At 71.7% G+C, this 26,106-nt stretch carries 21 protein-coding genes and 1 riboswitch; of the genes, 11 read left to right on the top strand and 10 right to left on the bottom strand.

Going from position 1 to position 26,106, the window contains the following annotated elements; translation table 11 throughout:
* Nucleotide 1 precedes the first annotated feature (1 nt).
* The 6 genes from folK (at nucleotide 2) to CcI156_RS02325 (ending at nucleotide 7,945) form a co-directional block, all read left to right on the top strand.
* Nucleotides 2–592, top strand: a complete 591-nt coding sequence (folK, locus tag CcI156_RS02345; RefSeq protein ID WP_235462852.1) for a 2-amino-4-hydroxy-6-hydroxymethyldihydropteridine diphosphokinase — start codon at nucleotides 2–4, stop codon at nucleotides 590–592.
* Nucleotides 589–1,026, top strand: a complete 438-nt coding sequence (locus CcI156_RS02340) for a DUF3180 domain-containing protein (RefSeq protein WP_076804156.1) — start codon at nucleotides 589–591, stop codon at nucleotides 1,024–1,026. The genes folK and CcI156_RS02340 overlap by 4 nt, the downstream gene beginning before the upstream one ends.
* Before the next feature lie 652 nt (nucleotides 1,027–1,678).
* Complete coding sequence (locus tag CcI156_RS26120) at nucleotides 1,679–2,473, top strand: hypothetical protein (protein ID WP_133057020.1); 795 nt, start codon at nucleotides 1,679–1,681, stop codon at nucleotides 2,471–2,473.
* Between the two features lie 421 nt (nucleotides 2,474–2,894).
* The gene (locus tag CcI156_RS02335) at nucleotides 2,895–3,410 is read left to right on the top strand and encodes a hypothetical protein (RefSeq protein WP_076804155.1); all 516 of its coding nucleotides are present in this window, start codon (nucleotides 2,895–2,897) and stop codon (nucleotides 3,408–3,410) included.
* A gap of 86 nt (nucleotides 3,411–3,496) precedes the next feature.
* On the top strand, nucleotides 3,497–6,010 hold the full coding sequence (locus CcI156_RS02330) for a helicase-associated domain-containing protein (RefSeq protein WP_076804154.1): 2,514 nt from the start codon (nucleotides 3,497–3,499) through the stop codon (nucleotides 6,008–6,010).
* Nucleotides 6,011–6,307: 297 nt separating this feature from the next.
* The gene (locus CcI156_RS02325; protein ID WP_076804153.1) at nucleotides 6,308–7,945 is read left to right on the top strand and encodes a DNA repair helicase XPB; all 1,638 of its coding nucleotides are present in this window, start codon (nucleotides 6,308–6,310) and stop codon (nucleotides 7,943–7,945) included.
* 52 nt (nucleotides 7,946–7,997) lie between these two features.
* On the opposite strand, the gene CcI156_RS02320 is transcribed toward CcI156_RS02325, so the two are convergent.
* The 3 genes from CcI156_RS02320 to thrC form a co-directional block, all read right to left on the bottom strand.
* The gene (locus CcI156_RS02320; protein WP_076804152.1) at nucleotides 7,998–8,546 is read right to left on the bottom strand and encodes a Uma2 family endonuclease; all 549 of its coding nucleotides are present in this window, start codon (nucleotides 8,544–8,546) and stop codon (nucleotides 7,998–8,000) included.
* Nucleotides 8,547–9,013: 467 nt separating this feature from the next.
* Complete coding sequence (gene groL, locus CcI156_RS02315; RefSeq protein ID WP_076804151.1) at nucleotides 9,014–10,636, bottom strand: chaperonin GroEL; 1,623 nt, start codon at nucleotides 10,634–10,636, stop codon at nucleotides 9,014–9,016.
* A 328-nt stretch (nucleotides 10,637–10,964) separates the two neighbouring features.
* The gene (gene thrC / locus CcI156_RS02310) at nucleotides 10,965–12,242 is read right to left on the bottom strand and encodes a threonine synthase (protein WP_076804174.1); all 1,278 of its coding nucleotides are present in this window, start codon (nucleotides 12,240–12,242) and stop codon (nucleotides 10,965–10,967) included.
* Between the two features lie 8 nt (nucleotides 12,243–12,250).
* Nucleotides 12,251–12,367, bottom strand: a riboswitch (SAM riboswitch).
* 207 nt (nucleotides 12,368–12,574) lie between these two features.
* Here thrC and CcI156_RS02305 point away from each other — a divergent pair.
* Complete coding sequence (locus CcI156_RS02305; protein ID WP_011438750.1) at nucleotides 12,575–13,372, top strand: HAD family hydrolase; 798 nt, start codon at nucleotides 12,575–12,577, stop codon at nucleotides 13,370–13,372.
* 62 nt (nucleotides 13,373–13,434) lie between these two features.
* On the opposite strand, the gene CcI156_RS02300 is transcribed toward CcI156_RS02305, so the two are convergent.
* Nucleotides 13,435–14,976 (bottom strand): trehalose-6-phosphate synthase, encoded by a 1,542-nt coding sequence (locus CcI156_RS02300; protein ID WP_076804150.1) that lies wholly within the window; start codon nucleotides 14,974–14,976, stop codon nucleotides 13,435–13,437.
* A gap of 173 nt (nucleotides 14,977–15,149) precedes the next feature.
* Between CcI156_RS02300 and CcI156_RS25390 the strand changes: the two genes are divergently transcribed.
* Nucleotides 15,150–15,311, top strand: a complete 162-nt coding sequence (locus CcI156_RS25390) for a hypothetical protein (protein ID WP_023840657.1) — start codon at nucleotides 15,150–15,152, stop codon at nucleotides 15,309–15,311.
* A 54-nt stretch (nucleotides 15,312–15,365) separates the two neighbouring features.
* Here CcI156_RS25390 and otsB read toward each other — a convergent pair whose 3' ends face one another.
* From otsB to CcI156_RS02285, 3 genes are all read right to left on the bottom strand, one after another.
* Nucleotides 15,366–16,214, bottom strand: coding sequence for a trehalose-phosphatase (gene otsB, locus CcI156_RS02295; protein WP_023840658.1), 849 nt, complete (start codon nucleotides 16,212–16,214; stop codon nucleotides 15,366–15,368).
* A gap of 69 nt (nucleotides 16,215–16,283) precedes the next feature.
* Nucleotides 16,284–16,949: a LytR C-terminal domain-containing protein gene (locus CcI156_RS02290; RefSeq protein WP_023840659.1), complete on the bottom strand. Its 666-nt coding sequence runs from the start codon at nucleotides 16,947–16,949 to the stop codon at nucleotides 16,284–16,286.
* Nucleotides 16,950–16,957: 8 nt separating this feature from the next.
* Nucleotides 16,958–17,296, bottom strand: a complete 339-nt coding sequence (locus CcI156_RS02285) for a DUF3263 domain-containing protein (protein WP_023840660.1) — start codon at nucleotides 17,294–17,296, stop codon at nucleotides 16,958–16,960.
* 308 nt (nucleotides 17,297–17,604) lie between these two features.
* Between CcI156_RS02285 and CcI156_RS02280 the strand changes: the two genes are divergently transcribed.
* Nucleotides 17,605–17,982, top strand: coding sequence for an RNHCP domain-containing protein (locus CcI156_RS02280; RefSeq protein WP_049761025.1), 378 nt, complete (start codon nucleotides 17,605–17,607; stop codon nucleotides 17,980–17,982).
* 7 nt (nucleotides 17,983–17,989) lie between these two features.
* Here CcI156_RS02280 and CcI156_RS02275 read toward each other — a convergent pair whose 3' ends face one another.
* Nucleotides 17,990–19,246 (bottom strand): Glu/Leu/Phe/Val dehydrogenase, encoded by a 1,257-nt coding sequence (locus CcI156_RS02275; RefSeq protein WP_076804149.1) that lies wholly within the window; start codon nucleotides 19,244–19,246, stop codon nucleotides 17,990–17,992.
* A gap of 119 nt (nucleotides 19,247–19,365) precedes the next feature.
* Between CcI156_RS02275 and CcI156_RS02270 the strand changes: the two genes are divergently transcribed.
* Complete coding sequence (locus CcI156_RS02270; protein WP_254847237.1) at nucleotides 19,366–20,901, top strand: glycosyltransferase 87 family protein; 1,536 nt, start codon at nucleotides 19,366–19,368, stop codon at nucleotides 20,899–20,901.
* Here the strand turns inward: CcI156_RS02270 and mptB are convergent.
* A complete protein-coding gene (gene mptB, locus CcI156_RS02265; protein ID WP_023840662.1) occupies nucleotides 20,849–22,537 on the bottom strand; it encodes a polyprenol phosphomannose-dependent alpha 1,6 mannosyltransferase MptB in 1,689 nt (562 codons plus the stop codon). The two genes, CcI156_RS02270 and mptB, sit on opposite strands and share 53 nt — an antisense overlap.
* A gap of 266 nt (nucleotides 22,538–22,803) precedes the next feature.
* Between mptB and CcI156_RS02260 the strand changes: the two genes are divergently transcribed.
* Nucleotides 22,804–24,453, top strand: coding sequence for a hypothetical protein (locus CcI156_RS02260; RefSeq protein WP_011438741.1), 1,650 nt, complete (start codon nucleotides 22,804–22,806; stop codon nucleotides 24,451–24,453).
* A 94-nt stretch (nucleotides 24,454–24,547) separates the two neighbouring features.
* On the opposite strand, the gene CcI156_RS02255 is transcribed toward CcI156_RS02260, so the two are convergent.
* Nucleotides 24,548–25,906 (bottom strand): PP2C family serine/threonine-protein phosphatase, encoded by a 1,359-nt coding sequence (locus CcI156_RS02255; protein ID WP_076804146.1) that lies wholly within the window; start codon nucleotides 25,904–25,906, stop codon nucleotides 24,548–24,550.
* Nucleotides 25,907–26,106 lie beyond the last annotated feature (200 nt).

The following is a 26,106-nucleotide window of genomic DNA, read 5'->3' as shown; positions in this document are numbered from 1 at the left end:
GATGATGACCCGGCCGGAGCATGCGGTGCTGTCGCTCGGGTCCAACCTCGGCGATCGTCTGGGCCGGCTGTCCGCCGCCGTCCATCGGCTCGACCGCGCGCTGGGGGTGCTCGCCGGCTCACCGGTGTACGAGACGGCACCCGTCGGTGGACCCGAGCAGGACGACTACCTGAACGCCGTCGTCCTGGTGCGCCCGGCACCCCCGCGTGATCTGCTCGAGGTCGTCCGCGAGGTGGAGGAACGGGCCGCGCGGGTCCGGGCCGTCCGGTGGGGCCCGCGAACGCTCGACGTCGATGTCATCGCGATCGGTGACCTGCGCAGTGACGACCCCGAGATCCTCGTGCCGCATCCCCGAGCACATCTGCGGGCCTTCGTCTGCGTGCCCTGGCTGGACGTTGATCCCGAGGCGACGCTGCCCGGGCACGGGCGGGTCGCCGATCTGGTCGCCCGGATGGCCGCGGGGAAGCACCCGGCCGGTCTGCGCCGGATCCCGTGGTCGCTGTCGGATCCCGTGGTCGAGGCGGATCCGGGGGCCGATGCCGTCACCGATCCCGCCGTCGGCGGCAGTGACGCCGAAGAGGCGGCCAGGTGAGACCGACCCGGGCACGTGATCTCATCGCGGTCGCGGTGGCGTTCGGGGTACTCGGGTACCTGCTGCTGTGGTGGGCGTACCGATCGATTCCYACGCTGCCGCGAACGGCGTCGGTGTCGGTTCTCATGATCGGTGCCATCGAGCTCCAGGTCGCATCCCTGACCCRTCGCCGGCTGGAGGGGCGGCCGGGAACGCGGCCGATCCTCCCGCTCACGGTCGCCCGGCTCGCCGCGTTGGCCAAGGCGAGCTCCGTCGTCGGAGCGGCGCTCGCCGGCATCTGGGCGGGTGTGTTCGGCTACACCATGCCCCGCACGGGGGAGTTCCCGACCGCGGGCGGCGACGCGCTCACCGCGGGTCTCGGGTTGGCTGCGGCGATGGTGCTGTTAACCGGGGGCCTCATCCTCGAACGGGTGTGCCGGGTCAAGAAGCGTTAGCCCGGCCCGGCCCGGCCCGGCTCCGGGAGGAATGTCCTGATGGAACACCGAAAAGTGGTGTGATCACCGATGGGCCGCCTGTTCCGATTCGTATTGGTAGGACTACTCTGGGGTAGATTGCGATATATGACCGTGGTCGGTGTCGGGGTTGTCCTGGGCCACCTCCGTAGGGTGGTGATTGTCGGCGTTGTTCGCGTCGTCGGTGGATGGTGCGGTGACGTGGCGCCCAGGCGCCGGGGGTGGGAAGGGGCGGGTGATGGTCGCTGAGGGCAGGAACTCGCACGGTGGCACGCGCGCGCAGCCGCGACTGAACCATGGTCGGGTGGACCATGGTCGGGTGGGCGATGGCGCCGATCCCGGCCCACCCGCCGGTCCGGTTCGCGACCCGGCGCGGAACTTCTCGGACCCCGTGCGTGATCTCCCTGCCAACGCGGCTCGGGCCGCTCCCCGGTCGGGTCCGGCAGCTGAGGGAACCGCCGCGCCCCGGCGCCGCCAGCCGTCCGAGGGCCGGATCGTCGCGTTCAGCACGCTGGCGACGAGATCCGCCAGGAGGCCCGAGCCCCGCCACTCGCCGCGAGCCGCCGCGCCGACGTTCGACGGACCGGCGTACGGTGACAATCCAACACCGTACGATATCGTACAATCTCATACAGTGACGCCAGCGCAGGTTGATCGGCCGGCCTCGGCTTGGCGGCCCCCGGGCGGGCCGGTCCCGCCCGGGGAGCGGCCCGAGCCGGCGCAGCGATCCGAGCCGGCGCAGCGATCCGACCATCGCGGCGGTTGGCCCGACCCACGCGGCGCGGGTGTCTCCCCGCCGGGTGGGGTCGATGCCCCCCGGCACCGACCCGCGTATTCCTCGTCTCCCCCGGACCCGCGCGCGCCGTCCGGGCTGGACCGGGGATCTCCTCCGGACCCGGACGGCTTCTCCCGGGGCGGCGGTCGGCCGGGTTCCGGACTTCGGCCGGGTTCCGGGCTACTGGACGAGGTCAGCTTCACCGGGTACCAGCACGCGATCAGGGACGACGGCCCACGGACCGCCGGGGAACCCCGGCGCGCCCCGGATCGGATGTCACCGGGCGCTGCCTCCGGCCGGCCACGAGCGGACCCGCCGGGACAGGGTCGGCGGGGGAGTCCTGAAGTCGACGGGCCGGATGCCGGCGACGCTGCCGCCGTCTCGGAGCCGGCCCGCCCGCACGGCCGCGTGGCCGGTAGCCGAGCCCGTACCCGAGCCGGTACCCGAGTCCCGGCTGGAGGGGGCCGCCAGCCGCGTAACCCGGTACTCAGCGCGATTCAGGCGGCGGTGCTCGCGGCGGTCCTCGTCGTCGGCGTCTCGCTCGGCCGGACACTGGCCCTGCCCGGTGACGCCGGGACGATGTCCCGGGTCGCGGACTGGGGACGGGTGAACCATCTGTCCTTCCTCGTGGATCAGTTCGACCGGCGTCGTTAGGGCTTGGACCGGCGCCGTCGGCGGAGATTGGGCTTCGCGGCTCAGGCCCGTAAAAAGTTCGCAAAGATGGCATACAACGCAGAGGTTTGTCGACCAGAGAGCGATTGTTGTCACCGTTGCCGTACTTGTCGCTTTATGGTCTCCATTGAGTATGATCGAAGCAATGTCCAGGTAACCTGTGGATCCTCGGCCACGCGGACCATCCGGGCCGGCGGAGCAGGAGAAGCGGTCCCGGCGAAATTGGTTGCGCCCAGTTTGCCGAATCCTCTTGCATCCGATGGCCCCGGGCGTGTGAAATCGGTATCGGTAGGTCTGTCGCATTCCGTCGACCTCGCCGCGAAGAGGCCCGTCTCGGGCATCCTGGTCGCCGATGTTCGGCCGAGCGCGCGTCCTGGCCTGCCAAAGCATCCAGGGAGGCCACGTGCGTCCAAGACCCGCACCTTCTCCTGCGGCACCCCTGACCGTGAACAGTGGCGGCCAGGGGCGGGTGGGCCAGGACCGGGCCGGGCAGGGCCATGCCGGCAACGGCCGGGCCGGGCAGCTCCCGGACGCCTCCGACGGACCCGGCCGGCTGCCCACCGAGGCCGAGGCCGCCGCGATCACGGCGGCGGTCTTCGACAGCCCGCTGGTGTCCAGGGTGTCGCCGGATGGTCTGCGCATCACCGGCATCCGCACCTCGACCGGCGCACCCGACTGGGCGTTTGCGGTGTTGTCTCCGCTGGGCGGTACCGATCCGGCGATCGCGGTACTGCGGTGGGACACCAGCTGCGGATGGGTGCTCGATCAGGTGGGGACGGCCCGGGTCGGGATCGGCGGTGGAGCGGCTGGACGGCACGACGACCTGCCGCGCGGGGCCATCACCCGTCGCCGCGGTGCCGGTGTCCGCCGCGGTTGCKAATCCGGCATCCGCCCAGGTGACGCGGCACGGCCCGGCTGAGCGACGGCGCCCTGTCGGCCTGGCGTCGCGCCAGCTACCGTCGTGAGGGTGTCGATGCCGGCCGCCGAGGCCTCAGGACAGCGCCCGTGACCCTTGTGGACTGGTTGCGTGCGCTTCCGGATCAGGCGTTGACCCGGCTCTTCCTCCTACGGCCGGACCTGGCGACGCCGCCCCCACCGGACTTCGAGGTGCTTGCGGCCCGCCTGGAGATCCGGGTCAGCGTGGCCCGCGCGTTGGAACGTCTCGACACGGGCGCCTGCGAGCTCCTGGAGGCGTTGACGATCCTTCCCCGGCCGGTGTCCCTGGCGGAGCTGACAAGGTTCTGCGGGCATTCGGAGGTGTCCGAGCCGGTGGGCCGGCTTCGTGACCTCGGGCTCATCTGGGGCGACGATGCCGAGCTGCGGGTCACCGGGATGGTCGTCGACCTCCTCGGCGTGCGCCCGCTGGGGCTCGGCCGTCCCGTGCGAGCCTGCCTGACGACGTACCGGCAGTCCCAGCTCGCCCGGCTCCTGACCGCGGCCGGCCTGCCGGTGCCCCGGGGCGCGGTCGACGAGACGACGACCGGGGTCGCCGTCCGGGAAGCGATGATCGACGCGTTGAGCGACGCCTTCGCGGACGCGGATCGGGTGCGGGAGTGGATCGAGACCTGCTCCTCCCGGGCGCGGCAGCTGCTGGACCGGCTGGCCGCGGGTCCGGCGCTCGGCGCCACCACGGAGGCGGGCCGGTTGCTGGGGGTGTCCGCGGCCCGAACCCCGGTGGAGGAACTACTCGCCCGCGGCCTGCTCGTCGGATTGGACGAGGAGACCGTCGAGCTGCCGCGCGAGGTTGGGCTGGTCGTGCGCGGCGAGCATCCGGCCGGGGTCCTGCACCCGCATCCGCCCGCCGTCGAGGGAGAGGTCGTCGGGGTGGCGGCGGTTGACGCCGTGGCGGCCCTGGCGGCGGACACCCTCGTCCGGTGGGTCACCACCCTGCTGGACGCTTGGGGCGCGAGCCCGGTCACTCCGCTGCGCACCGGCGGGTTGAGCGTGCGGGACCTGCGGGCCGCCGCGAAACTGCTCGACGTTGACGAGCGGACCGCGGCCTTCGTGGTGGAGCTGGCCGCGGCGGCCGGCCTGGTTGACGCGACCGCGGGGGTTGACGTCCAGTACGTGCCGACCACGGCCTACGACCGCTGGGGCACCGACCTGGTGGCGGCCCGGTGGGCCGTACTGGTCGAGGGCTGGCTGCGCTCGCCGACCGCCGCCTGGCTGGTCGGCGAGCGGGACGAACGGGGCCGGCAGATCGCTCCCCTGTCGCTGGACGTGCGGCGGCCGGCCGTGCAGGACCTGCGTGCCCAGGTCCTGCGGGCGCTGGCCGCGGCGCCCGCAGGGGTGGTGCCGACCGCGGAGTCGTTGCGTGCCCTGCTGACCTGGCGAGCGCCCCGGCGCGGCGGAATGCTGCTCGCCGGGATGATCGACGGAACGATCGTCGAGGCCGAGCTGCTCGGGCTGACCGGCCGGGGCGCGCCGAGCACGGTCGGTCGGTTACTCGCCGCCCAGCTCGACGCGGAGAACGCCGATCCGACGCGGAACGTGGGCGTGCCGAGCCGATCGGCGGCTGGTGATCCAGGGCTGTGCGTCAGGCTCGCCGACGCGCTTGCGCCGCTGCTGCCCGAGCCGGTCGAGGAGCTGCTGCTGCAGGGGGATCTCACCGCGGTTGCCCCGGGCCCGCTGGTACCCCGGGTGGCTGCGGAGCTGGCGCGGATGGCGGATGTCGAGTCCGCGGGCGCGGCCACCGTCTATCGGTTCTCCGAGGCCTCGCTGCGTCGCGGCCTGGACTCGGGCCTGGTAGCGGAGGACATCCACGCGATGCTCGTCCGTCTCGGTCGAGGCGGGGTGCCGCAGGCCCTCACCTATCTGATCGACGACACCGCCCGGCGGCACGGCCGGTTGCGGGCCGGTCCCGCCGCGAGCTACCTGCGCTGCGAGGACACGGCGCTGCTCGCCGAGGTGGTCGCCAACCGGCGTACCCAGGCGTTGGGGCTGCGCCGGATCGCGCCGACGATCGTCATCTCCCCACTGCCGACCGCGGAGATGCTCGCCGGCCTGCGCAACGCCGGGTTCGCCCCGGTCGCGGAGGCCCCGGACGGGCGGGTGGTGCTGCGCCGGCCCGCCGCCCATCGGACGCCGGCGCGTCCCCGCGCGGCGTCGGTCGACGTGGCCGACACCCGGATCAACCAGCTGCGCGACGTGGTCCGGCTGGTCCGCCGGGGCGACGACAGCGCGCGGGCGGTCCGGGCGGCCGGCGAGGTTCCCGGCATCGAGGTCGGGCTCACCCGGTCCGCGCCGTTGATCCTGGTGCTGCTGCAGGGAGCCGTCCGGGACCGGCGCCGGGTGCTGCTGGGCTACGTTGACCAGCAGGGTGCGCCGAGCGACCGGATCGTGCGGCCCACCGTCGTCGAGGGCGGCTGGCTCACCGCGTGGGACKAACTCAGCGCCGGCCCGCGTCGTTTCGTCCTGCACCGGGTGACCGGCGTCGCTGACATCGACGACGCGTTCGGCGGACCGCCGGTGGCGGCGGACTGGTCGGCCGCCGCGGAGGATCTCGCCGATCCGCCATGAGCCGGGCGGGCCGGTGGGCCGGTGGGCCGGTACCTGTACCGGTACCGGTGTGCCCGCTTGCCCGCGGGACCCGCGGTGGTTTCGGTCGGGCTTCGGCCCCTCTGGTTACCGTGTCGGTGGTCGGCTGTACCGTCGAAGGGCGCCGGTGAACGAGCAGCGCGCCGCCGGTGTGATCGTGCCGGTGCTACGCCGGTGGCCCGCACCGCACCGATCGGTGCAGGGCGGCTCGTGTTGGTGGTTCACTGATGGGTCGATACCCACGGCGGAACCTACGGCGGACGGAAAGGGCGGTGGCGGGTGACGGACGGCCCGTTGATCGTCCAGTCGGACAAGACGTTGCTGCTCGAGGTCGAGCATCCCAGTGCTGTCGAGGCGCGGTCGGCCATCGCTCCGTTCGCCGAGCTCGAACGGTCTCCGGAGCACGTGCACACCTATCGGGTGACGCCGCTGGCGCTGTGGAACGCCCGGGCCGCCGGTCATGACGCCGAGCAGGTTGTCGATGCGCTGGTTCGCTTCTCCCGTTACGCCGTGCCRCACGCCCTGCTCGTCGACATCGCCGACACGATGGATCGCTACGGTCGGCTGCGCCTGGAAAATGACCCGGCCCACGGGTTGGTGTTGCGTGCTCTCGACCGGGTGGTGCTCGTCGAGGTGGCCCGGGCCAAGAAGGTCGTGCCGATGCTCGGCTCCCGCATCGACGACGACACGATCGCCGTGCACCCCTCCGAGCGCGGCCGGCTCAAGCAGGTGCTGCTCAAACTCGGGTGGCCGGCGGAGGATCTCGCCGGCTACGTCGACGGCGAGGCGCACCGGATCGACCTGCGCCAGGACGGCTGGGAGCTGCGCGACTACCAGAAGGGCGCGGTAGCCGGGTTCTGGGAGGGCGGGTCGGGGGTCGTCGTGCTGCCTGCGGGCGCCGGGAAGACCATCGTCGGCGCCGCGGCCATGGCCCAGGCCGGGGCGACCACGCTGATCCTGGTTACGAACACGGTCGCCGGCCGGCAGTGGCGGCACGAGCTGCTGCGCCGCACCTCGCTGACCGAGGAGGAGATCGGCGAGTACTCCGGGGAGCGCAAGGAGATCCGGCCGGTCACCATCGCCACCTACCAGGTGATGACGGCCCGGCGTAAGGGCGAATACCTGCACCTGGAGTTGTTCGGGGCCCGGGACTGGGGTCTGATCGTCTACGACGAGGTGCATCTGCTCCCGGCGCCGGTCTTCCGGATGACCGCCGACATCCAGTCCCGTCGTCGGCTCGGCCTGACCGCGACCCTCGTCCGGGAGGACGGCCGGGAGGGCGACGTCTTCTCGTTGATCGGGCCGAAGCGGTATGACGCCCCGTGGCGGGAGATCGAGGCACAGGGCTGGATCGCGCCGGCGCAGTGCACCGAGGTGCGCGTCACGCTCACCGAGGACGAGCGGATGGCCTACGCCGTCGCCGAGCCGGAGGAGCGGTACCGGATGTGTGCCACCGCCCGCAGCAAGCGGGCGGTGGTGGAGCGTCTCGTCCGCCAGCACTCCGATGACCGGGTGCTGGTGATCGGCGCGTATCTCGACCAGCTCGACGAGCTCGGGGAACTGTTGGACGCCCCGGTCATCCAGGGTTCCACCCGTAACCGGGAGCGGGAGCGACTGTTCGAGGCGTTCCGGACCGGGGAGATCACCACACTGGTCGTTTCCAAGGTCGCGAATGTCTCCATCGACCTGCCGGAGGCCGGGGTGGCCGTGCAGGTCTYGGGCACGTTCGGTTCCCGCCAGGAGGAGGCCCAGCGGCTCGGTCGGGTGCTGCGGCCCAAGGCCGACGGCCGCACGGCGCACTTCTACACGGTGGTGGCCCGCGACACCCTTGACCAGGAGTACGCGGCGCACCGCCAGCGATTCCTCGCCGAGCAGGGCTACGCCTACACCATCGTCGACGCCGACGACGTCTGCTAGCCCCGCACGGGCCTTCGGCGGGCTTCCCGGGGTAGCGGTCGGCGTCGCGCCATCACTCCGAGTCGGGCGGGTCGATCAGCTCGGCCGGCTGGATCGCCACCGGAAAGGGCTGGGTGGCGGTGAAGGTCTCCTTCCCGCTGACCGTGCGGGTGGCGAGGTACGCGTCGGCGACCAGGTCGTACGCCTCGATGGTGGCGGTGTCCGGGTCGATCAGCCAGCAGGACGGCACGCCGCGTTGCCGGTAGAGATCGAGTTTGAGGGTGCGGTTGTAGCGCCGGGTGYTGGCGTCGGCCACTTCGATGACGAGGGACGGGGTGTCCCGGAACCGACGGCCGGTGTCACCACTCGCCGCCGCCACCACGACGTCCGGCACGAGCAGACTGCGGGGGGACAGCTCCACCCCGATCCCGGCCGGCAGGATATGAGCTCCGGAGGTGGCCGTGTCCGCCAGGATCCGGACCAGGCGCGCCGTGACGCGGGCCCGCAGCGGTGTCGGCCATGGTCGCAGGACGCACAAGCCGTCCAGGAGTTCGAACCGAGCGTCGTCATGCCCGCCCGTGTCGAGATCTTCCACGGTGACCGGGGGGGTGGGAACGGTCATCGAGGGGCGATGGGAGCGCGGCTGTGCGGGGGCCTGAACCACGATGGCTATCGTGCCTGTTGCCGTGGCCGCTGTCTAAAGCTGGCATGCGTTAATTGTCCGTGTCGCGACAAAAGGTCGAAGTCTAACGAAGACGACCTTCGAATTGTTCAAAAGGAGTGATATAAAGCTCTTGTCTCTTGGATTACCCGATGATAATTTGGTCGCCGTCGATGGCGGCCGAGAAGAGCGTTCTTGGAAAGATCGTCTTTGGGAGTGCCTTCCGGCGTTCGCTCCGTCCCGAGTGGCGCCCGGCTCCCACGCCAGAGAGCTTGCCCCCGCGGAACCTCCCGTCCGCGGGGGCAAGCCTTTCCCCGCACGGAGCCTTCGGCCGTGATGCACGGGCGAACGCACGAGGGCGGCCCCGGGAGAACCGGAGCCGCCCTCGTCCAGACGGTGGTGCAGGGTACAGCGGGTGACGAGCTGGACTAGAAGTCCATGTCGCCGCCGCCGCCCGGGACTGCCGGGGCCGGGTTCTTCTCCGGCTTGTCGGCGATGACGGCCTCGGTGGTGAGGAACAGGCCGGCGATCGACGCGGCGTTCTGCAGGGCGGAGCGGGTGACCTTGGCCGGGTCGATGATGCCGGTGCCGATCAGGTCGACGTACTCGCCGGTGGCCGCGTTCAGGCCGTGGCCGGTCGGCAGGTTGCGGACCTTCTCGACCACGACGCCGCCCTCGAGACCGCTGTTGAAGGCGATCTGCTTGATGGGCGCCTCGAGCGCGAGCCGGACGATGTTGGCACCGGTCGCCTCGTCGCCGGACAGGTCCAACTTCTCGAAGGCAGTGATCGACGCCTGGAGCAGCGCGACGCCGCCACCGGCGACGATGCCCTCCTCGACAGCGGCCTTCGCGTTGGACACCGCGTCCTCGATGCGGTGCTTCTTCTCCTTGAGCTCGACCTCGGTGGCCGCGCCGACCTTGATGACGGCGACGCCGCCAGCCAGCTTCGCGAGCCGCTCCTGGAGCTTCTCGCGGTCGTAGTCCGAGTCCGACTTCTCGATCTCGTTGCGGATCTGGCTGACCCGACCGGCGATCTGGTCGGGGTCGCCGGCACCCTCGACGACGGTCGTCTCGTCCTTGGTAACGACAATCTTCCGGGCACGGCCGAGCAGGTCGAGCGAGGTGCTCTCGAGCTTGAGGCCGACGTCCTCGGAGATGACCTGACCACCGGTCAGGATGGCGATGTCGCCCAGGATCGCCTTGCGGCGGTCACCGAAGCCGGGGGCCTTCACCGCGGCGCTCTTGAAGGTGCCGCGGATCTTGTTGACGACCAGGGTGGCCAGCGCCTCGCCCTCGACATCTTCGGCGATGATCGCCAGCGGCTTACCGGTCTGCATGACCTTCTCCAGCAGCGGGAGCAGGTCCTTGACCGCGGAGATCTTGCTGTTGACGATCAGGATGTACGGGTCGTCCAGGACGGCTTCCTGACGGTCCGCGTCCGTGACGAAGTACGGCGAGATGTAGCCCTTGTCGAAGCGCATACCCTCGGTGAGCTCGAGCTCGAGGCCGRAGGTGTTGCTCTCCTCGACGGTGACGACGCCTTCCTTGCCGACCTTGTCGAGCGCCTCGGCGATGAGGCCGCCGATGGCCGAGTCACCCGCGGAGATGGACGCCGTGGAGGCGATCTGCTCCTTGGTCTCGACCTCCTTGGCCTRCTTGGACAGCTMCTCGGAGACGCGCTCGACCGCGACCTCGATGCCCTTCTTCAGCCCGAGGGGGTTGGCGCCGGCGGCCACGTTGCGCAGACCCTCGCGCACCAGGGCCTGGGCCAGGATGGTGGCGGTGGTGGTGCCGTCACCCGCGACGTCGTTGGTCTTCTTCGCGACTTCCTTGACGAGTTCCGCGCCGATCTTCTCGTACGGGTCCTCGAGCTCGATCTCCTTGGCGATGCTCACACCATCGTTGGTGATCGTGGGGACGCCCCACTTCTTCTCCAGCACGACGTTGCGGCCCTTCGGCCCGAGCGTGACCTTGACCGCATCGGCCAGCTGGTTCATGCCGCGCTCCAGGCCGCGCCGAGCCTCCTCGTCGAAGGCAATGATCTTCGGCATGGTTTCTGGGTCCTCCCAGTGGGATGGCAGGTTCGATGGCCTGGCCCTAACGACGCCCGCGACGGACGGCTCCCGCCTGCTCCGGACCCGGGTGATGCACCTCGGACACAGCGCGGATCGGGCAGCCTCGCCGTTTCAGCCTTGGCACTCCCTAGGCGAGAGTGCCAGGTCTTGTTTAGCACTCGGCCTGGGTGAGTGCAAGCTGGCCCATGGTTCCGCGTGCCCGACGCCGATCCCCCGCGGCACCCCGCCGTCGTCCGCRGCCCTTCCGTTGGTCCGGCGTGGTCCACGAAGTTCGTCGAATGCGCTGTGCCGTGCCGGGCCCGAGTCAGTCGTCGCCGAGGCCGGCGGCCTCGAAGGCGCGCAGCGACGGCTTGATCGTCGCGGTCGGTCCGCCCGTCTCGACGAGGGGGTCGAGCGTCTTCAGCCCATCGCCGGTGTTGTAAAGGACGGTTTCGGCGGCCGGGTCGAGCAGCCCCTCGCGCAGCAGCCTGCGCAGGGTGGCCACGGTGACGCCACCGGCCGTCTCGCCGAAGACGCCCTCGGCGCGGGCGAGCAGCCGGATCCCGTCGATGATCTCCTCGTCGGTCACGTCCGTGATAGCCCCGCCGGTCCRCCGAGCCACGTCGAGGGCGTAGGGGCCGTCGGCCGGGTTGCCGATCGACAGCGACTTGGCGATTGTGGCGGGCCGGACCGGGGCGACCGTCTCGACGCCGCGGGCGAACGCGGCGGCCACCGGGTTGCAGCCGGCCGCCTGCGCACCGAACACCCTGTACGGCGTCGGCTCGACCAGGCCGAGCCGGCCGAGCTCACCGAAGGCCTTGTCGATCTTTGTTAGCAGTGAACCGGAGGCGATCGGCACGACGACCTGCTCGGGCAGCCGCCAGCCGAGCTGCTCGGCGACCTCGTAGCCGAGCGTCTTGGATCCCTCGGCGTAGAAGGGGCGGACGTTGACGTTGACGAACGCCCATTCGTACTCTCCGGCCAGCTCGCTGCACAACCGGTTCACGTCGTCGTAGTTGCCCTGGATGGCGACCAGCGTCCCGCCGTACACCCCGGTGGAGACCGTCTTGCCAGCCTCGAGGTCGTGCGGTACGAGCACCACCGAGCGCAGCCCGGCACCGGCCGCGTGCGCCGCCACCGACTGCGCGAGGTTGCCCGTCGAGGCGCAGGCGACCGTGGTGAAGCCCAGCTCACGGGCGGCGGTGAGCGCCACGGAGACGACCCGGTCCTTGAAGGAGTGGGTGGGGTTGGCGCTGTCGTCCTTGATATAGAGCGTCTTCATCCCCAGCTCCGCGGCGAGCCTCGGGGCCGGGCGCAGTGGCGTCCAGCCGGCCCCGAGGGAGACCCGCCGCGCCGGGTCATGCCCGGCGGGCAGCAGCCCGACGTAACGCCACAGGTTCGCCGGACCACGTTCGATGGACTCTCGGGTCACACGAGCCAGCAGGTCCGGGTCGTAGGCGATTTCCAGAGGAGCGAAGCATTCCACGCACACATGCGTAGGGGACAGCGGGTAGGTGGCGCCGCAGTGCCGACAGGACAGCGAGACCGCGGGGTTCGCGACCTCGAGGGTGGGACTGGTGGCACGCTCGGGCGCGAGTGTCATGAAGAAGCTCCTCATCTTTCCCGGGGCAGTCTGCCACCAGGCCGGAATTAGCACCTGCCGCGCACGGGATGCGGGTGGTTGCCGGGGCTTCGCTGGGCCGTTCCCTCTGCCCCTCTGGATGAGCCAGATGAAGTTGTCTGTCCGTACTGTAGACCGTGCGCGGGTGGTCGTGCACCGGTGTTGCCTCTGGTTGTGGACATGATATGGGTCGGTCGGAGGTTTCTCGGTGTGGTCCCACCGGTGCGGGCGGGGCCTGCCCGCTCCTACCGGCCGCGCGTGCCCCCATGCCCGGAGATCGACCCGATCATGYCAGAGCCAGGGAGTCTGTAACAGTGAGTATCCGCGTCGTCTATACCGATCTTGACGGCACGATGGTCGGTCCCAAGGGTTGTTTCTTCCGGGCGGAGGGGGGAGCGATCACGCTGGAGCCGGCTCGCGCGCTCGCCGAGCTGCACGACGCCGGCATTGCGCTGGTTCTGGTCAGCGGGCGTACCCGTCCGCAGCTTCTCGAGGCCGCGGCGATCTTCGGTGCGGACGGGTTCATCGGGGAGCTCGGCGCGATCGTCGGCTGGAACGAGGGGCGCGACAGCGAGATCCTGCGCGGCGCGATGCCGCCCGACTTCGACCAGGTACCGGAGTACCTGCTCGACCGGATGGTCGAGCGCTACCCCGGGCGGCTGGAGCTGCACACCCCCTGGCACTCCGGCCGGGAGGTCGACGTCATGCTTCGCGGGAAGATCGACGTGTCGGAGGTCGACGGCTGGCTCACCGAGACCGGATTCTCCTGGTTGAGCATGCGTGACAACGGGCTGATCTCGCCGGTCCACATGCCTGATCTTGGGGTGAATCCGCACGTCTACCATCTGGTCCCGGACGGTGTGGGTAAGGGGGACGCGGTCGCCTACGACCTCAAGCGGCGCGGGGTGTCACCGGCCGAGGCGATCGCCATCGGCGATTCCGCCAGCGACCTGGCCATGGCTCCCCATGTCGGGCGGATGCACCTGGTCGCGAACGCGGTGCGGCACCCGGACATCGCCGCCCTGCTGACGCGGTACGACAACGTCACGGTCGAGGCGGGCCCGGTCGGCGCCGGCTGGGCCAGCGCGGTGCGAGCGGCCGCCGCCGTCTGAACGCCGCCGTCTGAACGCGGTCCGCGCGTCGACGTTCGGCCCCGGCAGGGCAGACCGGACGGTCACCGGTCGGCGGCGAGGGCGTGCAGTTGGTCAGCGAACCAGCGCTGGGGCGGTAGCCGCCCGGCGACGGCGGCCAGCTCCTCGGCGCGCCGACGCCGTTCGGGGGCGGGCATCGTCAGGGCGGCGTGCAGGGCCCGCGCGGTCGCCTGGATGTCGAACGGGTTGACGACCAGCGCCGCCGTGCCCATCTCCGCGCAGGCTCCGGCCTCCCGGGAGAGCACGAGGACGGCATCCCTGGTCGAGACGATCGGCCCCTCCTTGGCGACGAGGTTCATGCCGTCCCGGATCGGGTTGACGACGAGCACCTCCGCGAGCGAGAGGGCCGCGATCGACCGGGGGTAGTCGTCGGTGATCTCCAGCCGCAGCGGCAGCCAGGTGTCCGTGGCGAACTCGTCCTCGATCTCCGCGGCCAGGCGCTGCACCGCGGCGGTGTACTCCCGGTACTCCGGCAGATCGTGCCGTGACGGGTAGGCGCAGACCAGGTGCATCACCTTGCCGCGCCATTCCGGACGGGTGCGCAGCAGCTCCCGGTAGGCGTCGAGACCGCGGACGATGTTCTTGGACAGCTCGGTGCGGTCGACCCGGACGATGAGCCGCCGCCCGCCGGCCAAGTCGACCAGCTCGGCGGCCCGGGCRGCCACGTCGGTGGCGGCGGCCCGGCCAAGCAGCTCGTYCGCGCTGACGCCGAGCGGATGCACCCCGATCCGCACCGTTCGGTGCCGCCCGGCCTCCCGTCCCGACCCGGCTCCCCGTCCYGACCCGGCCGTCCCGATGGTCACCGCCCGCCGGTCGATCCGCAGTCCGAGGAGGTCGCGGCAGCATTCCTGGAACGCGTCGGCCCAGGCGTCGGTGAGGAACCCGAGCCGGTCGGCGCCGAGCATGCCGCGCAGGATCTGTTCGCTGACGTCGTCCGGGAGAATCCGGAAGTACTCCGGCGGTGCCCAGGGAGTGTGGCTGAAGTGGGCGATCCGCAGATCCGCCCGCAGCGCCCGCAGCCGGGCCGCGACCAGGGTCAGGTGGTAGTCCTGGATCAGCACCGAGGCGCCCGGGGCGGCCTCGTGCGCGAGAGCCTGGGCGAACATCTCGTTGTAGGTCTCGTACGCCTGCCAGTCGCGGCGGAACGCCGGGCCGAAGACCGGCTGCGACGCCGGCGCGTAGAGCAGGTGGTGGATGAACCAGAGCGTGCGGTTCGCGACCGCGTTGTAAGCGCGGTCGAAAACGACCTGGTCGACGTCGAGCATCCGGACGGCGGTGCCGTCGGTGTCGTGGCCGGCGAGATCGAGGCGGCCGGCAGGCGCGGAACGCGCCGCCCGGCGATCGGCGTCACTGAGGGCGGCACACACCCACGCCATCGGACCGTCACCGTTGTCGGCCGCCACCCGGCTGAGGCCACTGACGAGGCCGCCGGCGCCCCGCCGGATTCGCAGCCTCCCGTCGTCCCCGACGGCGAACGCCACCGGCCCCCGGTTGGAGGCGACCAGCACCCGCGCGGTGCCGGTCGGCCACAGCCGCGGCAGGGTGTCTTCCTCGGCTCCCGGCATCCGACGCACACTGCGGAGAGTAGGCCATCCGCTCAGCCCTGTACGCCGGTCCATCAAGATCGTATTTTTGGGCGGCGGAGGCTCACGAATCGGCGACAGATGTCTCACGGAAATGCCCCTGGCTCAGGTTTTCCATCCAGAGAGATCACGTACAGTAATGAATCATCGAGTTGGTGGCGCTGACGAACACGCACCGGCGGGTCGTCGGCATTGAGATGCTGGTCGGCCCGAACCGGCCGTACGGCGGTGGCGCCGAGCCCACCCTGACGGCGTGGATCCGCCTGCGGGAGGACGACCACCCGCCGGACACGAACCGGCTGATGCGGGTGGGATGAGCCCCGGGCGGGCTGAGCGCGCCCTGCGGGGATGAGCGAACAGGGCGCGGGCGGTCAGCCGCTGAGCCGCTCGACCAGCACCTCCAGCAGGGCGACCATCCCGGGGGGCCCGCCCACGACCAGGTCGGCGCGTTCGCGGATCACGTCCGGGACCTCCGGGCTGTCGCTGCACACGGTGATACCGGGCAGCCCGCCCGCCCGTAGCTCGTCGACGGCCTCGAATGCCGGCAGATCGCCGTAGTCGTCCCCGGCGACCAGCACCGAGCGCGCCTGGCAGGCCGCGATGAGCCTGCGCAGCGCACCGCCCTTGTCGTGCCCGGGCGGACGCAGCTCCAGCACTCGCTTGCCCGGTGCCGCCTCCATCCCATGGTCTTCGGCGAGGGCCGTCAACGCCGGCGTGAGCGCGGCGAGCGCCGAGTCCGGATCGGCGGTGCGCCGCACGTGTACCACCAGCGCCTGGTGCTTGTCCTCGACGGCGGTGCCGACCGGGGCGTCGCGGAGCAGTTCGGGCAGCGCCGCGCGGACCGCGGCGACACCGGGCAGCGGCTCGGGACTGCTGATCGCGCGGCTGCCCGAGTCCCAGCGTTGCAGTCCGTACTGGCCAAGGATGATCAGGTTCCCGAAGTCGGGGATCTTCTCCAGCCCGGTCAGTTTCAGCAGAGAGTCCACCGGCCGTCCGGTGATGATGGCGAGGGTGCCGATCTCATGGGAGATCCGGCGCAGCGCATCCATCGCCCCCGGCGCCGGGACGGCGTCCGACGGCCGCGGGACGATCGGCGCGAGGGTGCCGTCGTAGTCGAGGGCGATCAGGGCGCGTTCGGGCGCGGTGAGCAGGGCGGCGAGTCCAGCGCCCCCGGCGGGTGTGCGGGGGGCGGGTGGGCTGTTCGGCGCGGATTCGGTCACTGGGCCTTCCTCGGTCACGGGTCGAGGTGGTCGGGCGCCGGTGAGGAGCGCGGCGCGGCGGTCAAGTGATCATTTTTCCGGATGGGCGGGGAAGTCGCGGGTGATCACCAGGATCAGTGTGTCGGTGGAGACGATTCTGGTCTTCGACCGGGGCACGATGCTCTCGATGCCCGGCATCGCCTCCTTCAGGGCGCGGGCGGCGTCGGCGTCGGCGTCGTCGTAGAAGACCGTCGTCACCGGGACGTTGTAGATCGACTGGTAGTTGCCCACCCGCTCGACCCGGAACCCGGCCGACTCGACCTGCTTGGCGGCCACCTCGGCGAGTCCGGCGATCCGCGAGTTGTTCAGGACGACCACCGGGGCTGTGGCCTTTGGTCCCGGCGGGGCCGGCGGCTTCGTCGCGGTGGACGCGGACGGCGCCGGCGTCGGTTTCGGGGACGCCGGCGCCGTCTTCGTGGCCCTCGGGCCGGGGGCCGGGGCCGCCGCGCGGTGCGGCGGCGGGGCCGGAGTGGTCCGGCCGCCGCCGGCTTGGTCCGTGCCCGGCCGCGCCGAGCGCGTCGGGGCCGCGACCTGGGTGGTGGAGCCGTCCGTGTTGGACGAGCCGTTCAGCAGATTGACCACCAGGATGCCCGCGAGTACGGCGAGAACCGCGACGACGCCCGCGCCGAGGGTGTGGAGCCGGTCCGGGCGCCACCGGTGGGGACGCCGCTGCGGTGCGTTCGTGGCATGTGTCATGCGTGGTCTTACCTCTCGGCCCGGTCATGTCGGCCGGATCGGGCCGCCCGGCGTTGCTCCCGCAGCCGGCGCAGCCGGCGGACCAGCATCGGATCGGCTATCAGCGCGGCTTCCGAATCGATCAGCCGGTTCAACAACTGGTAGTAGCGTGTTGATGACAGTCCGAACTCGACCCGGATCGCCTCCTCCTTGGCTCCCGGGTGACGCCACCAACCCTGCTCGAAGCGCAACATGCGACGATCGCGATCGGACAGTTCGTTCGGCGGGACGTCCGCCCGCGCCGGTTTCTCGGGCGCCGGTTTCTCGGGCGGCAGTCTCTCGGGCGGCAGAGGATGTGCTGCCTCCACAGCGGGACCTCCTCGGGACGCATCCGGGACGATGGGCGCGATGGTGCGCCGACGTACCACGCCCGGTATGGTGCGCCGCCCACTATTTCACCCCGTGGGTCCGACATCTTCGGCGTCTCCGGCGACACACGTCCCGCCCACGGCCCGGCCGCCCGGCGCGGATACGATGAGATGTTCGCGGGAGGCCCCCACCMGGTTCCGGCCAGCTCCGAGTTCCGGCCAGCTCCGAGGGCCCCGATTGGCTACCGTTGGCGCTGATTGACTTCCGGGCAGGCGGGGCACGCCGTGTGGTGGCCTACCCTTGGCCGGTGAGCCGGCGCTTCACCCGCACCACCGAGGACTTCGTCTGCCTGGTCTGCGCGACGGCCGTGCGTGGTGACGGGTACACCAACCACTGCCCGTCCTGTCTGTCGTCGCGGCACGTCGACGTCAACCCCGGCGACCGGGCGGCGCGGTGCGGCGCTGTGATGCGGCCGGTCGCGGTGGAGAGCCGTACGCACGATCTGGTCATCACGCACGTCTGCGAGCGGTGCGGGCATCGGCGCCGCAACCGGTCCGTCCCGGCGGACGATCACGACACGCTGCTGGCGGTCGCCGCCGCGGCCGCGCAGGCTGCGACGGCCCCAGGGCTGCCGGCCCCAGGGGCACGACCGCCGCGCCGCCCGGGGCGCGCGCGGCGGTCATGACCGCCGGTCAGGGATACAGACCCCGGGTCCGGTGGGCGTCGGCCACCCGGCCGACCCCGATGACGTGCGCGGCGTTGCGCATGCTGATCTTCTGGGTCGTGGCCAGCAGGGAGACCTCGCGGTACGCGCGGTCCATCAGCGCCCGGAGCCGGTCGCTGACMTCGTCCTCGGACCAGAAATACGCCTGGATGTCCTGCACCCATTCGAAGTACGAGACCGCCACCCCGCCGCCGTTGGCGAGGATGTCCGGCACCACCAGGACGCCCCGGTCGTCCAGGACCTGGTCGGCCTCGGCGGTCACCGGGCCGTTGGCACCCTCGACGATGATCGGCGCGCGGACCCGGTCGACGTTCTCGACCGTGATGACGCCCTCCAACGCCGCGGGGACGAGCACGTCGACGTCGAGCTCCAGGAGCTCGTCGTTGGTGATCGTGTCGGTTCCCGGGTAGCCGACGACCGTCTCCGCGCCGCCGGCGAGATGGCGGATGAGGGCGGCCGGGTTGAGTCCCTGCGGGTTGTAGATCCCGCCCTTCACGTCCGAGACCGCGACCACAGTGCAACCGGCGTCGTGCAGGTACTGGGCCGCGAGCGCCCCCACCTTGCCGAAGCCCTGGACCGCGATCGTCATCGCGTGCGGGTCGCGCCCGGTCTCGCGCAGCGCGGCGAACACCGAAAGCTGCACCCCCAGGCTGGTCGCCCCGGCCCGACCGGCGGAACCGCCGATGGACAGCGGTTTGCCGGTTACCACACCGGTGGTGGTGTACCCGGTGTGCGCCGAGTAGGTATCCATGATCCAGGCCATGGTCTGCTCGTCGGTGCCCACATCCGGTGCCGGGATGTCCTTCTCCGGTCCGATCAACGGGACGAGTTCGGCGGCGTAGCGCCGGGTCAGGCGTTCGCGTTCCGGCAGGGAGAGCATCGCCGGTTCCACCGCGATGCCGCCCTTGGCCCCGCCGTAGGGGATCCCCATCAGCGCGCACTTCCAGGTCATCCACATCGCCAGCGCCTTGACCTCGTCGAGGTCGGTGGTTGGGTGGAAGCGGATCCCTCCCTTGCCCGGGCCACGGGCGAGGTTGTGCTGGACGCGATAGCCGGTCAGCACGGTCAGCTGACCGTCGTCGCGCTGTAGCGGAACGCTGACGGTGATCGCCCGGCGGGGCGTGCGGAGCAGGTCGTGCATACCGTCGTCAAGGCCCAGATGACGAGCCGCGTTCGCCAGTTGAACGCAGGCCGTGTCCCATGCTGAGCCGGATCCGAGGATCACAGGCACCTCCGCGGCGCGTTTCGAGCCACCCTTCGCCGCCGAACGCGCCGCCCGGTCCGCCGGCCACGGCGCGCTCCGTTGCGCGCCGCGGTGGTGACTCGATATGGCGCAAACAATAGGTGACGGGAGATGCCGTCCGTCAGGTGCGCGCAGGGCGCGCCATCGCCCACCAGGCACCTGCGGGTACGGTCGCGAGCGTGCGCGCGGACCCGTCGAGCCGCCTCCCGGTGCCGCGGCGCGCCGGGGGGCCGGCTTTGTCCGCACCCGGACGGCCGGCCGCGCTCGCTCGTCCCGGAGCCGGCACCCCCGACCGGTCAGCCCGGCGCCTCTGGGCATGGTGGCTGGTCAGCCGTGCCGTCCTCGTCACCCTGGTGGTGACCGACCAGGCGTTCGGCATGCAGCAGAGCGTGCTCGGCGATCTACACATCTATGCGGAGTGGGGCCGCGGGCTCAGTCGCGGCGAGGGGATGCCCACCGGTGACGACCGTTGGCAGTATCCGCCGGGCGCGGCAGTTGTGTTCGTGTTGCCCGACGTAACTCACGCCTATCTGGGATTGCCCTATCGAGCGGTGTTCGTCGGGATGATGGTGGCCGTCGACGCCGTCCTGACCGCCGCGCTGGTGCGTCGCTCGGTCCCGGCGGCGGGGTTCTGGGTGGCGGGTCTCACCGCGTTGGGACCGGTGGCGCTGGCCCGTTTCGATCTGCTGCCGGCCGCGGCGGCGGTCGCGGCCGTGCTCGCGCTCGCCGCGGGCCGGTTCGGCCGGGCGGGATTTCATCTCGCCGCGGGTGCGCTGCTCAAGATCTGGCCGGTCCTGCTGCTGATCGCCCTGTCCCGTCCGCCGCTCCGGTCCCCGGGTCGGTCGGCGTCCATCGATCCGCCCCCCGATCCGCCCCCCGGCCGGCCCACCGGTCGATTCCCGGCGCCCTCGCCGGACTGGTTGCGTCTTGCCGCCGGCGTCCTGTGCGCCGTCGGGGGGCTCGCGGCGCTGTTCGCGCTCACCGGGTGGTGGCGGGACGCGTTCGGGTTTCTCGGCGCGCAGCAGGCCCGCGGACTACAGGTGGAGGCGGTGGCCGCGACGCCGTTCGTCGTCGCCCACATGCTCGGCCATGGAACGGCACCCGGCTATTCCTACGGTTCGCTCCAGTTCGACACCCCGCTGGCCCGCGGCGTGGCCACCGCATGCTCGTTGACCGAGATCGTAGTGATCGCCATTTCGGCCCTGTGGTGGTGGGGGTGGGCGCGTCCGCCCGCGGCGGCGGACGGCGCGGGCCGGGCCGGTGTGCTCGTGGGGCGCACGCTCGCGCTGCTGCTTGTCGTGGTCGTGACCGCCCGCGTGCYCAGCCCGCAGTACCTCGTGTGGATCATGGCGCTCGTCGCGGTCTGGATCGCGATGGCCCGGCCCGCCGGCTCCGGCGGCCTGACCGTCCCGGCTGGTGGACCGGCTGCCCCCGTCCCGGCCGGTGGACCGTCGTGGCGGTGGGTGGCGCTGCTGCTGATCTGCGTTGTGCTCTCCCAGGTCGTCTATCCGTGGCGGTACAACGACGTCGTCCAGGGACGGATCATGATGAGCCTGGTCCTGGTGGTCCGCAACGTCGGACTGGTCACCGTCTGCGGGTGGGCGTGGCGTGCCGCCGCCGGATCGCGACCAGCGTGATGACCGTTCCCGCGGCCGCAAGGCCGGCGCAGCCGATGACGGCCAGGGACGTCTCGACGCGCCCGAGCAGCCGCCAGGTCGCGGCGAGCGGCGCGAGGGTCGTCAGGCACAGCCAGGCCGACGTGACGACCACCAGGGCGATGGTCCACCCCCCGACCCCCCCGACGATCCGCTCGACGGCCGCCCCGAGACGCCTCATGCGGCGTGGTTGCATCCCCGGCGTCCTGGGACGGGCCGTTCCAGGGTGGGGCGTCGGCGGGGTTGACCGGGCGAGGGCCACGACGACCGCGAGTGCCGGCAGGCACAGCGCGAGGTACCAGGGGTAGAGCACCGGGCTGCCGAGCGCCACCGCCAGCCCGCCGTAGCCKAGCACGATCAGGTCGTGCCGACGGCCGGTGTACCCGTCCCGGTCCCGCCAGGCGCGCAGGGCGAGCCAGGCCACCACCAGCGCCGCGCCGGCCAGGCACAGGGCCCGAGTCGCCCGCTGCGTTTCGGCGCCGGACGGATGGCGGCCGACCGGACCAAGCATGCCGTCGACCCCGTCGACCGCCGCGGCGAGAATCGAGGCCGGTGCGGTCCCCGTGGTCAGGGTGCCCGACGTGGACAACGCGTGGATCCAGGTCGGGCCGAAGCCGCCAGCCACCATGCTCAGCCCCGCGGCGAGCGCGACCGCGGCGGCATCGGCCGCGAGCAGCACGGCGCCGGCGCGGATCGGACGCCGCGCCGACCGGGCGGCCCGCAGATGCGCCAGCACCAGCCAGGCGACGCCGAGGAGGGCGGTCGCCTTGACGCTTCCGGCCACGCTGACCAGCGCCGTCGCCGCGGCGCCGAGCGCGGCCTGCCGAGCCGTCGGCGTGCTCCTTCCCTCCGGGCCGGGCGCCGGTGCCGAGGCGAGCCGTCGGCGGTCCACCACCAGCGCCGCCACGAGCAGCGCCGCGGCCGTTGCGTCGAGGTGGGCTCCGCCGATCAGGTGCACGACGACGACCGGATTGGCCGCGACGAGCACCATGACCAGGGCCCGTCGGCCCGGCTCCGGTCCGGCGAGCCGTAGCGTCAGGACGACCATCGCGATCGTTGCGAGGATCGCGACTATCTTGAGCAGCGCGACCGTCCCGGCCGGCCCGCCGCCGAGGGCCGCGGCGCTCTTCTCCACGGTGACCGCGGCACCGCCATAGGGCGCATGGGTGTTCCACCACCGGGGGTCAACGGCCCGGACGAACGCCGAGCCCGAGCCCTCGGCGGTCAGCAGGGCGGAGACGCCGTGTGTCGCCGGATCCAGGCCGAGCCTCGCCAGCTCACCCTGAGCGGCGTAGGCGTAGATGTCCCGGCTGAACAGTGGTGGGCCCACCGCGAACGGGAGGCTCCAGACGATCCACGCCGCGAGGGCGGCCCGCGGGGAGGTGCGGCCGGCGATCGTCGCGCGCACAAGTCCGCCCCAGCACAGACACAGAGTGATGATGCCCAGGGCCGCCAGGCCGGCCAGGACGCCCCTTGCGGTATCCGACGAGGCCGCCGATGGGAGAATGCCCCACCAGGAGGAAGGGTCGGTCGTGTGCGGATCGCGCGAACCGAGCCGACCCTCGCTCATCATGGCCACGACCGCGGCGCCGCCACCGGCGAGGACCAGCAGGGTCACCCTGGTCGGGGCCAGGATGCCGGCCGGTCGGGGCCTGCCGCTGCCCGGTCCGGACGGGACGGGCGCGGCCTGACGCCGCCCGCGGGGCAAGCTGTCGGGTGATGACCGGTCGGAGACGGCGGATGGACTGTCGTCGGTGTGTGGGGGGGTCGCGGGTGACAACGCTCGCGACCCCGGGTTCCCCGCCTGACGCCATCTCGGGGGGGCGGACGGCGTCGACCGCCCCGGCGACGGGTGGGCCCGGGYACCCCGGGTCGGAGCCTCGCGTGGCCACACTGCCCCAGACCCCTTCCATCGCCCTCGAGCCGCCGCGGCACCGCGGACCGCTCGTGCGGGGTGTTCTCGCTGTCGTCGTGGCGGTTCGCCGCTGGCCCTGGATTCTGACCGCCGCGCTCTGCCTGCTGTGCGTCGGTCTTGGCATCACCGGTCCGGACACCCCCGCCCAGGAGTACCGGGTCTGGCTGTTCCGGCACGGCGGAGTGGTGCTCTGGGATGATCAGTGGTACGGCGGTCACACCATCCCCGGCTACAGTGTGCTGTTCCCCCCGCTCGGTGCGCTTGTCGGGGTACAGCCGCTCGGCGCGATCTCCTGCGTCGCCTCGACGATGATCGTGACCCGGTTGCTCCGCGGTCCTGGCCGGCGGACCGGGCATGATCTGGTCCTCGTCTGGTTCGCGGTCTCGACGGTGGCGAACCTCGTCGTGGGCCGCATGCCGTTCGCGCTCGGGATGACCTTCGGTGCTCTGGCGCTGGTCGGCGCGCGGGAACGGCACACGAAGCTGACCTGGATCGGCGCGGTCCTGTCGTCGCTGGCGTCTCCGTTGGCCGGCGGCTTCGTGCTGCTCGTCGGCCTCGCGTTGCTGCCGACGATCGGATGGCGCCGGGCGCTCCCGTTCGCCGGCGCCGGATCCGGCATCATCGTCGCGCTCGCGTTTCCCGAGGACGGGTACCAGCCCTTTCCCGCGCTCACCTTCCTGTCGCTGCTGACCCTCATCGCGGTCGGCCTGCTCGTCGTGCCCGGGCACGCCCGGCTCATCCGGCCCATCCGGCACGGCCTGTTGCTCTGGGCGGCCGCGGCAGTGGTCTTCTTTTTCGTGCCCACCCAGATCGGCGGAAACATCACCCGACCGGCGACGCTGCTCGCCGGCCCTACCGCGGCGTTGTTGCTCGCCGAACGCCGCCGCGTCCTCGCGGTCGTGGCGATCCCGCTGATCGGCTGGCAGATCGGGCCGGTGCACGGGGCGCTGCTTGTCCACGGCGATCCGTCCGGGTCGAAGGCCTATTACACCGAGCTCCTCGACTACCTCGACCGCGGCGCACCGGTGTCGGCCGGGCGGGTGGAGATCCCCTTCACCCGGGCCCACTGGGAGGCGCGCTTCGTCGCCCCGTCCGTACCCATGGCCCGCGGCTGGCTGCGCCAGCTCGACAGCAAGTACAACGCGCTGTTCTACGACGGGACACTGAACGCCGAGACCTACCACGAGTGGCTGCTCGCCCGCGGCATCCGCTACGTCGCCCTCCCCGACGTCGAGCTGGATCCCTCCGCGGTCGCCGAGGCCAGGCTGCTGCGAGCCGGTCTGCCTTATCTCGATCTCGCCTGGCAGAACGCGCACTGGAAGGTGTGGCTCGTCACCGACTCCCCGGGCCTGGTGCAGGGACCGGCCTCGCTCACCGAACTGGGGGTGAGTTCGGTCGCGGTCGACTTCCACGCGCCCGGGGTCGCCACGGTGCTCGTGCACTACACCCCCTACTGGCAGCTGTCGGGGGGCACGGCGTGCGTCTTCCGGGCGGCCGGGGGCTGGACGGGCATTCTCACCGAGTCGTCCGGACCGGTGCGCCTGTCCGCCCGGCTGTCCGTCGACGGCCTGACCCGCGCCAGCGCCCTGGACTGCCCGGTCGGTCAGCGCGTCTCCTGACTTCTCGGGGCGRCTGTCGGCGGGTCTCAGCCCGTCTATCTAGGACGTCCGGACACCGGGCCGGACGACCGGGTGTCCGGGTGTCCGGACGAACTCACCGGGCGGCGGGTTCGGACACCAGATCCGCGACGACGATGGTGGTGTCGTCYCGGGCACCGGCCAGCAGGGCCGCTTCGACGAGCGCGTCCGCGGCCCGCTCGGGCGGCTCGGGCCCCAGCGCGCTCAGCAGGCCGTCGAGCTGTTCCGGGCTCATCACCTTGGTGATGCCGTCGCTGGCGAGAACGACCCGGTCACCGGCGCGGACCGGCTCGCTGAAGATGTCCGCCTCGATCTCGTCAGCGAGCCCGACGGCGTTGAGCAACGGACCGTTACGGATCGCGTGCGGCGTGGTCAGTGCCCGCGGCCGTCCCTTGCCGGGCTGCAACCACACCGAGCTGTCGCCCACGTGTGCGACGGTGAGGTACTCGCCGGTGCTCTGCTGACGCCCGAGGATGACGACGTCCAGCGTGCAGGCCATGCCGAGCCAGGCCGGCTCCTCTCGAGCCCGGGTCCGGACCACCCAGTTCGCCCGTTCCACGGCCTTGCKCAGGCCCTCGAGCGGATCCTCGGCGTACTGCGGGCGGAAACCCGCCACCGTGGTGACCGTCAGCGTGGACGCGATCTGGCCGGCAGCCTCGCCACCGACCCCGTCCGACACCGCCAGCAGCCCGTCGACGACGACGAACGCGTCCTCGTTGGGACCGCCGCGTTTGCCCCGGCGGGTGCGCCCCGCGGCGGCGAGTCGCAGCGCGGCGGCCGTCGTCTGCTCCGGCTCGATCGCCATGAGATCGCCCGTCTGCCCCCTCGGGGGAGCGGGCGGAGCCACGGGGATGGTCGTCGCCGTGGGGGAGCTCTCCCACGGCGTGTCCTCAACCGTTCGGGTTGACTCGGCGCCGCGCGGAGCCGGCGCGTGTTCCCCGGGTGGCGGGAGGGGATAGTCGCCGGTCGCCGGGTCGTAGTAGCGGGTGGCATCCGCCCGTTCGTCACCGAAGGCACCGGGCCCGAGGTGCRGCTGACCGGCGGGCGGTGGCGTCCAGCCGGTGGAGTCGGGATCGCGGTCGCCTTCACCGCCGCCGACGGAAACCTGCGAGGTCACATCCCCTCCCCATGCCGCGCCTGCGTCCGGGACGCCGCTCGCGCTGTCCGCTGACCTGTCCGCCGTGTTGCCCGTCRCACCGGTTGCCGAGGAGACCGGCGCCGGCTCGGCGAAGCCGGGCACGATCCCGTCGGGCGGGGTGGCGTCAGAGCTGTCACGGATCGGCACCGTACCGTATCGGTGGCGCTGATGGTCGAGGCCACGAGAGCGTCGCTGGTTCTCCCCGGGCCGGACGGGCCGGTTGTTGAGGATGACGAAGACCAGCCCACCCACCAGCAGCATCACAATGAGCATGATCGGTACCAGCGGGCTACCCATGGCCTCCGTCCTCGCCGTAGCAATTACGATCACGCTGTAGGACGTGTCGCCAGCCGTCTTCCTTCATACCTAAAGGCATCAACTCAGAAGAGACCGGGTATGTGTCGCGACACTGACACAAGTGCTGAGCATTGTTCCAGACTTGGGCGCGGCCGAGTAGGGCCGACGCCCGGGCGGCCCCGCCGAGAGGCGGGCGCCAC

Source organism: Frankia sp. CcI156, assembly GCF_001983015.1.
GTDB lineage: Bacteria > Actinomycetota > Actinomycetes > Frankiales > Frankiaceae > Frankia > Frankia casuarinae.
This window is presented reverse-complemented; position numbering and strand designations above follow the sequence as displayed.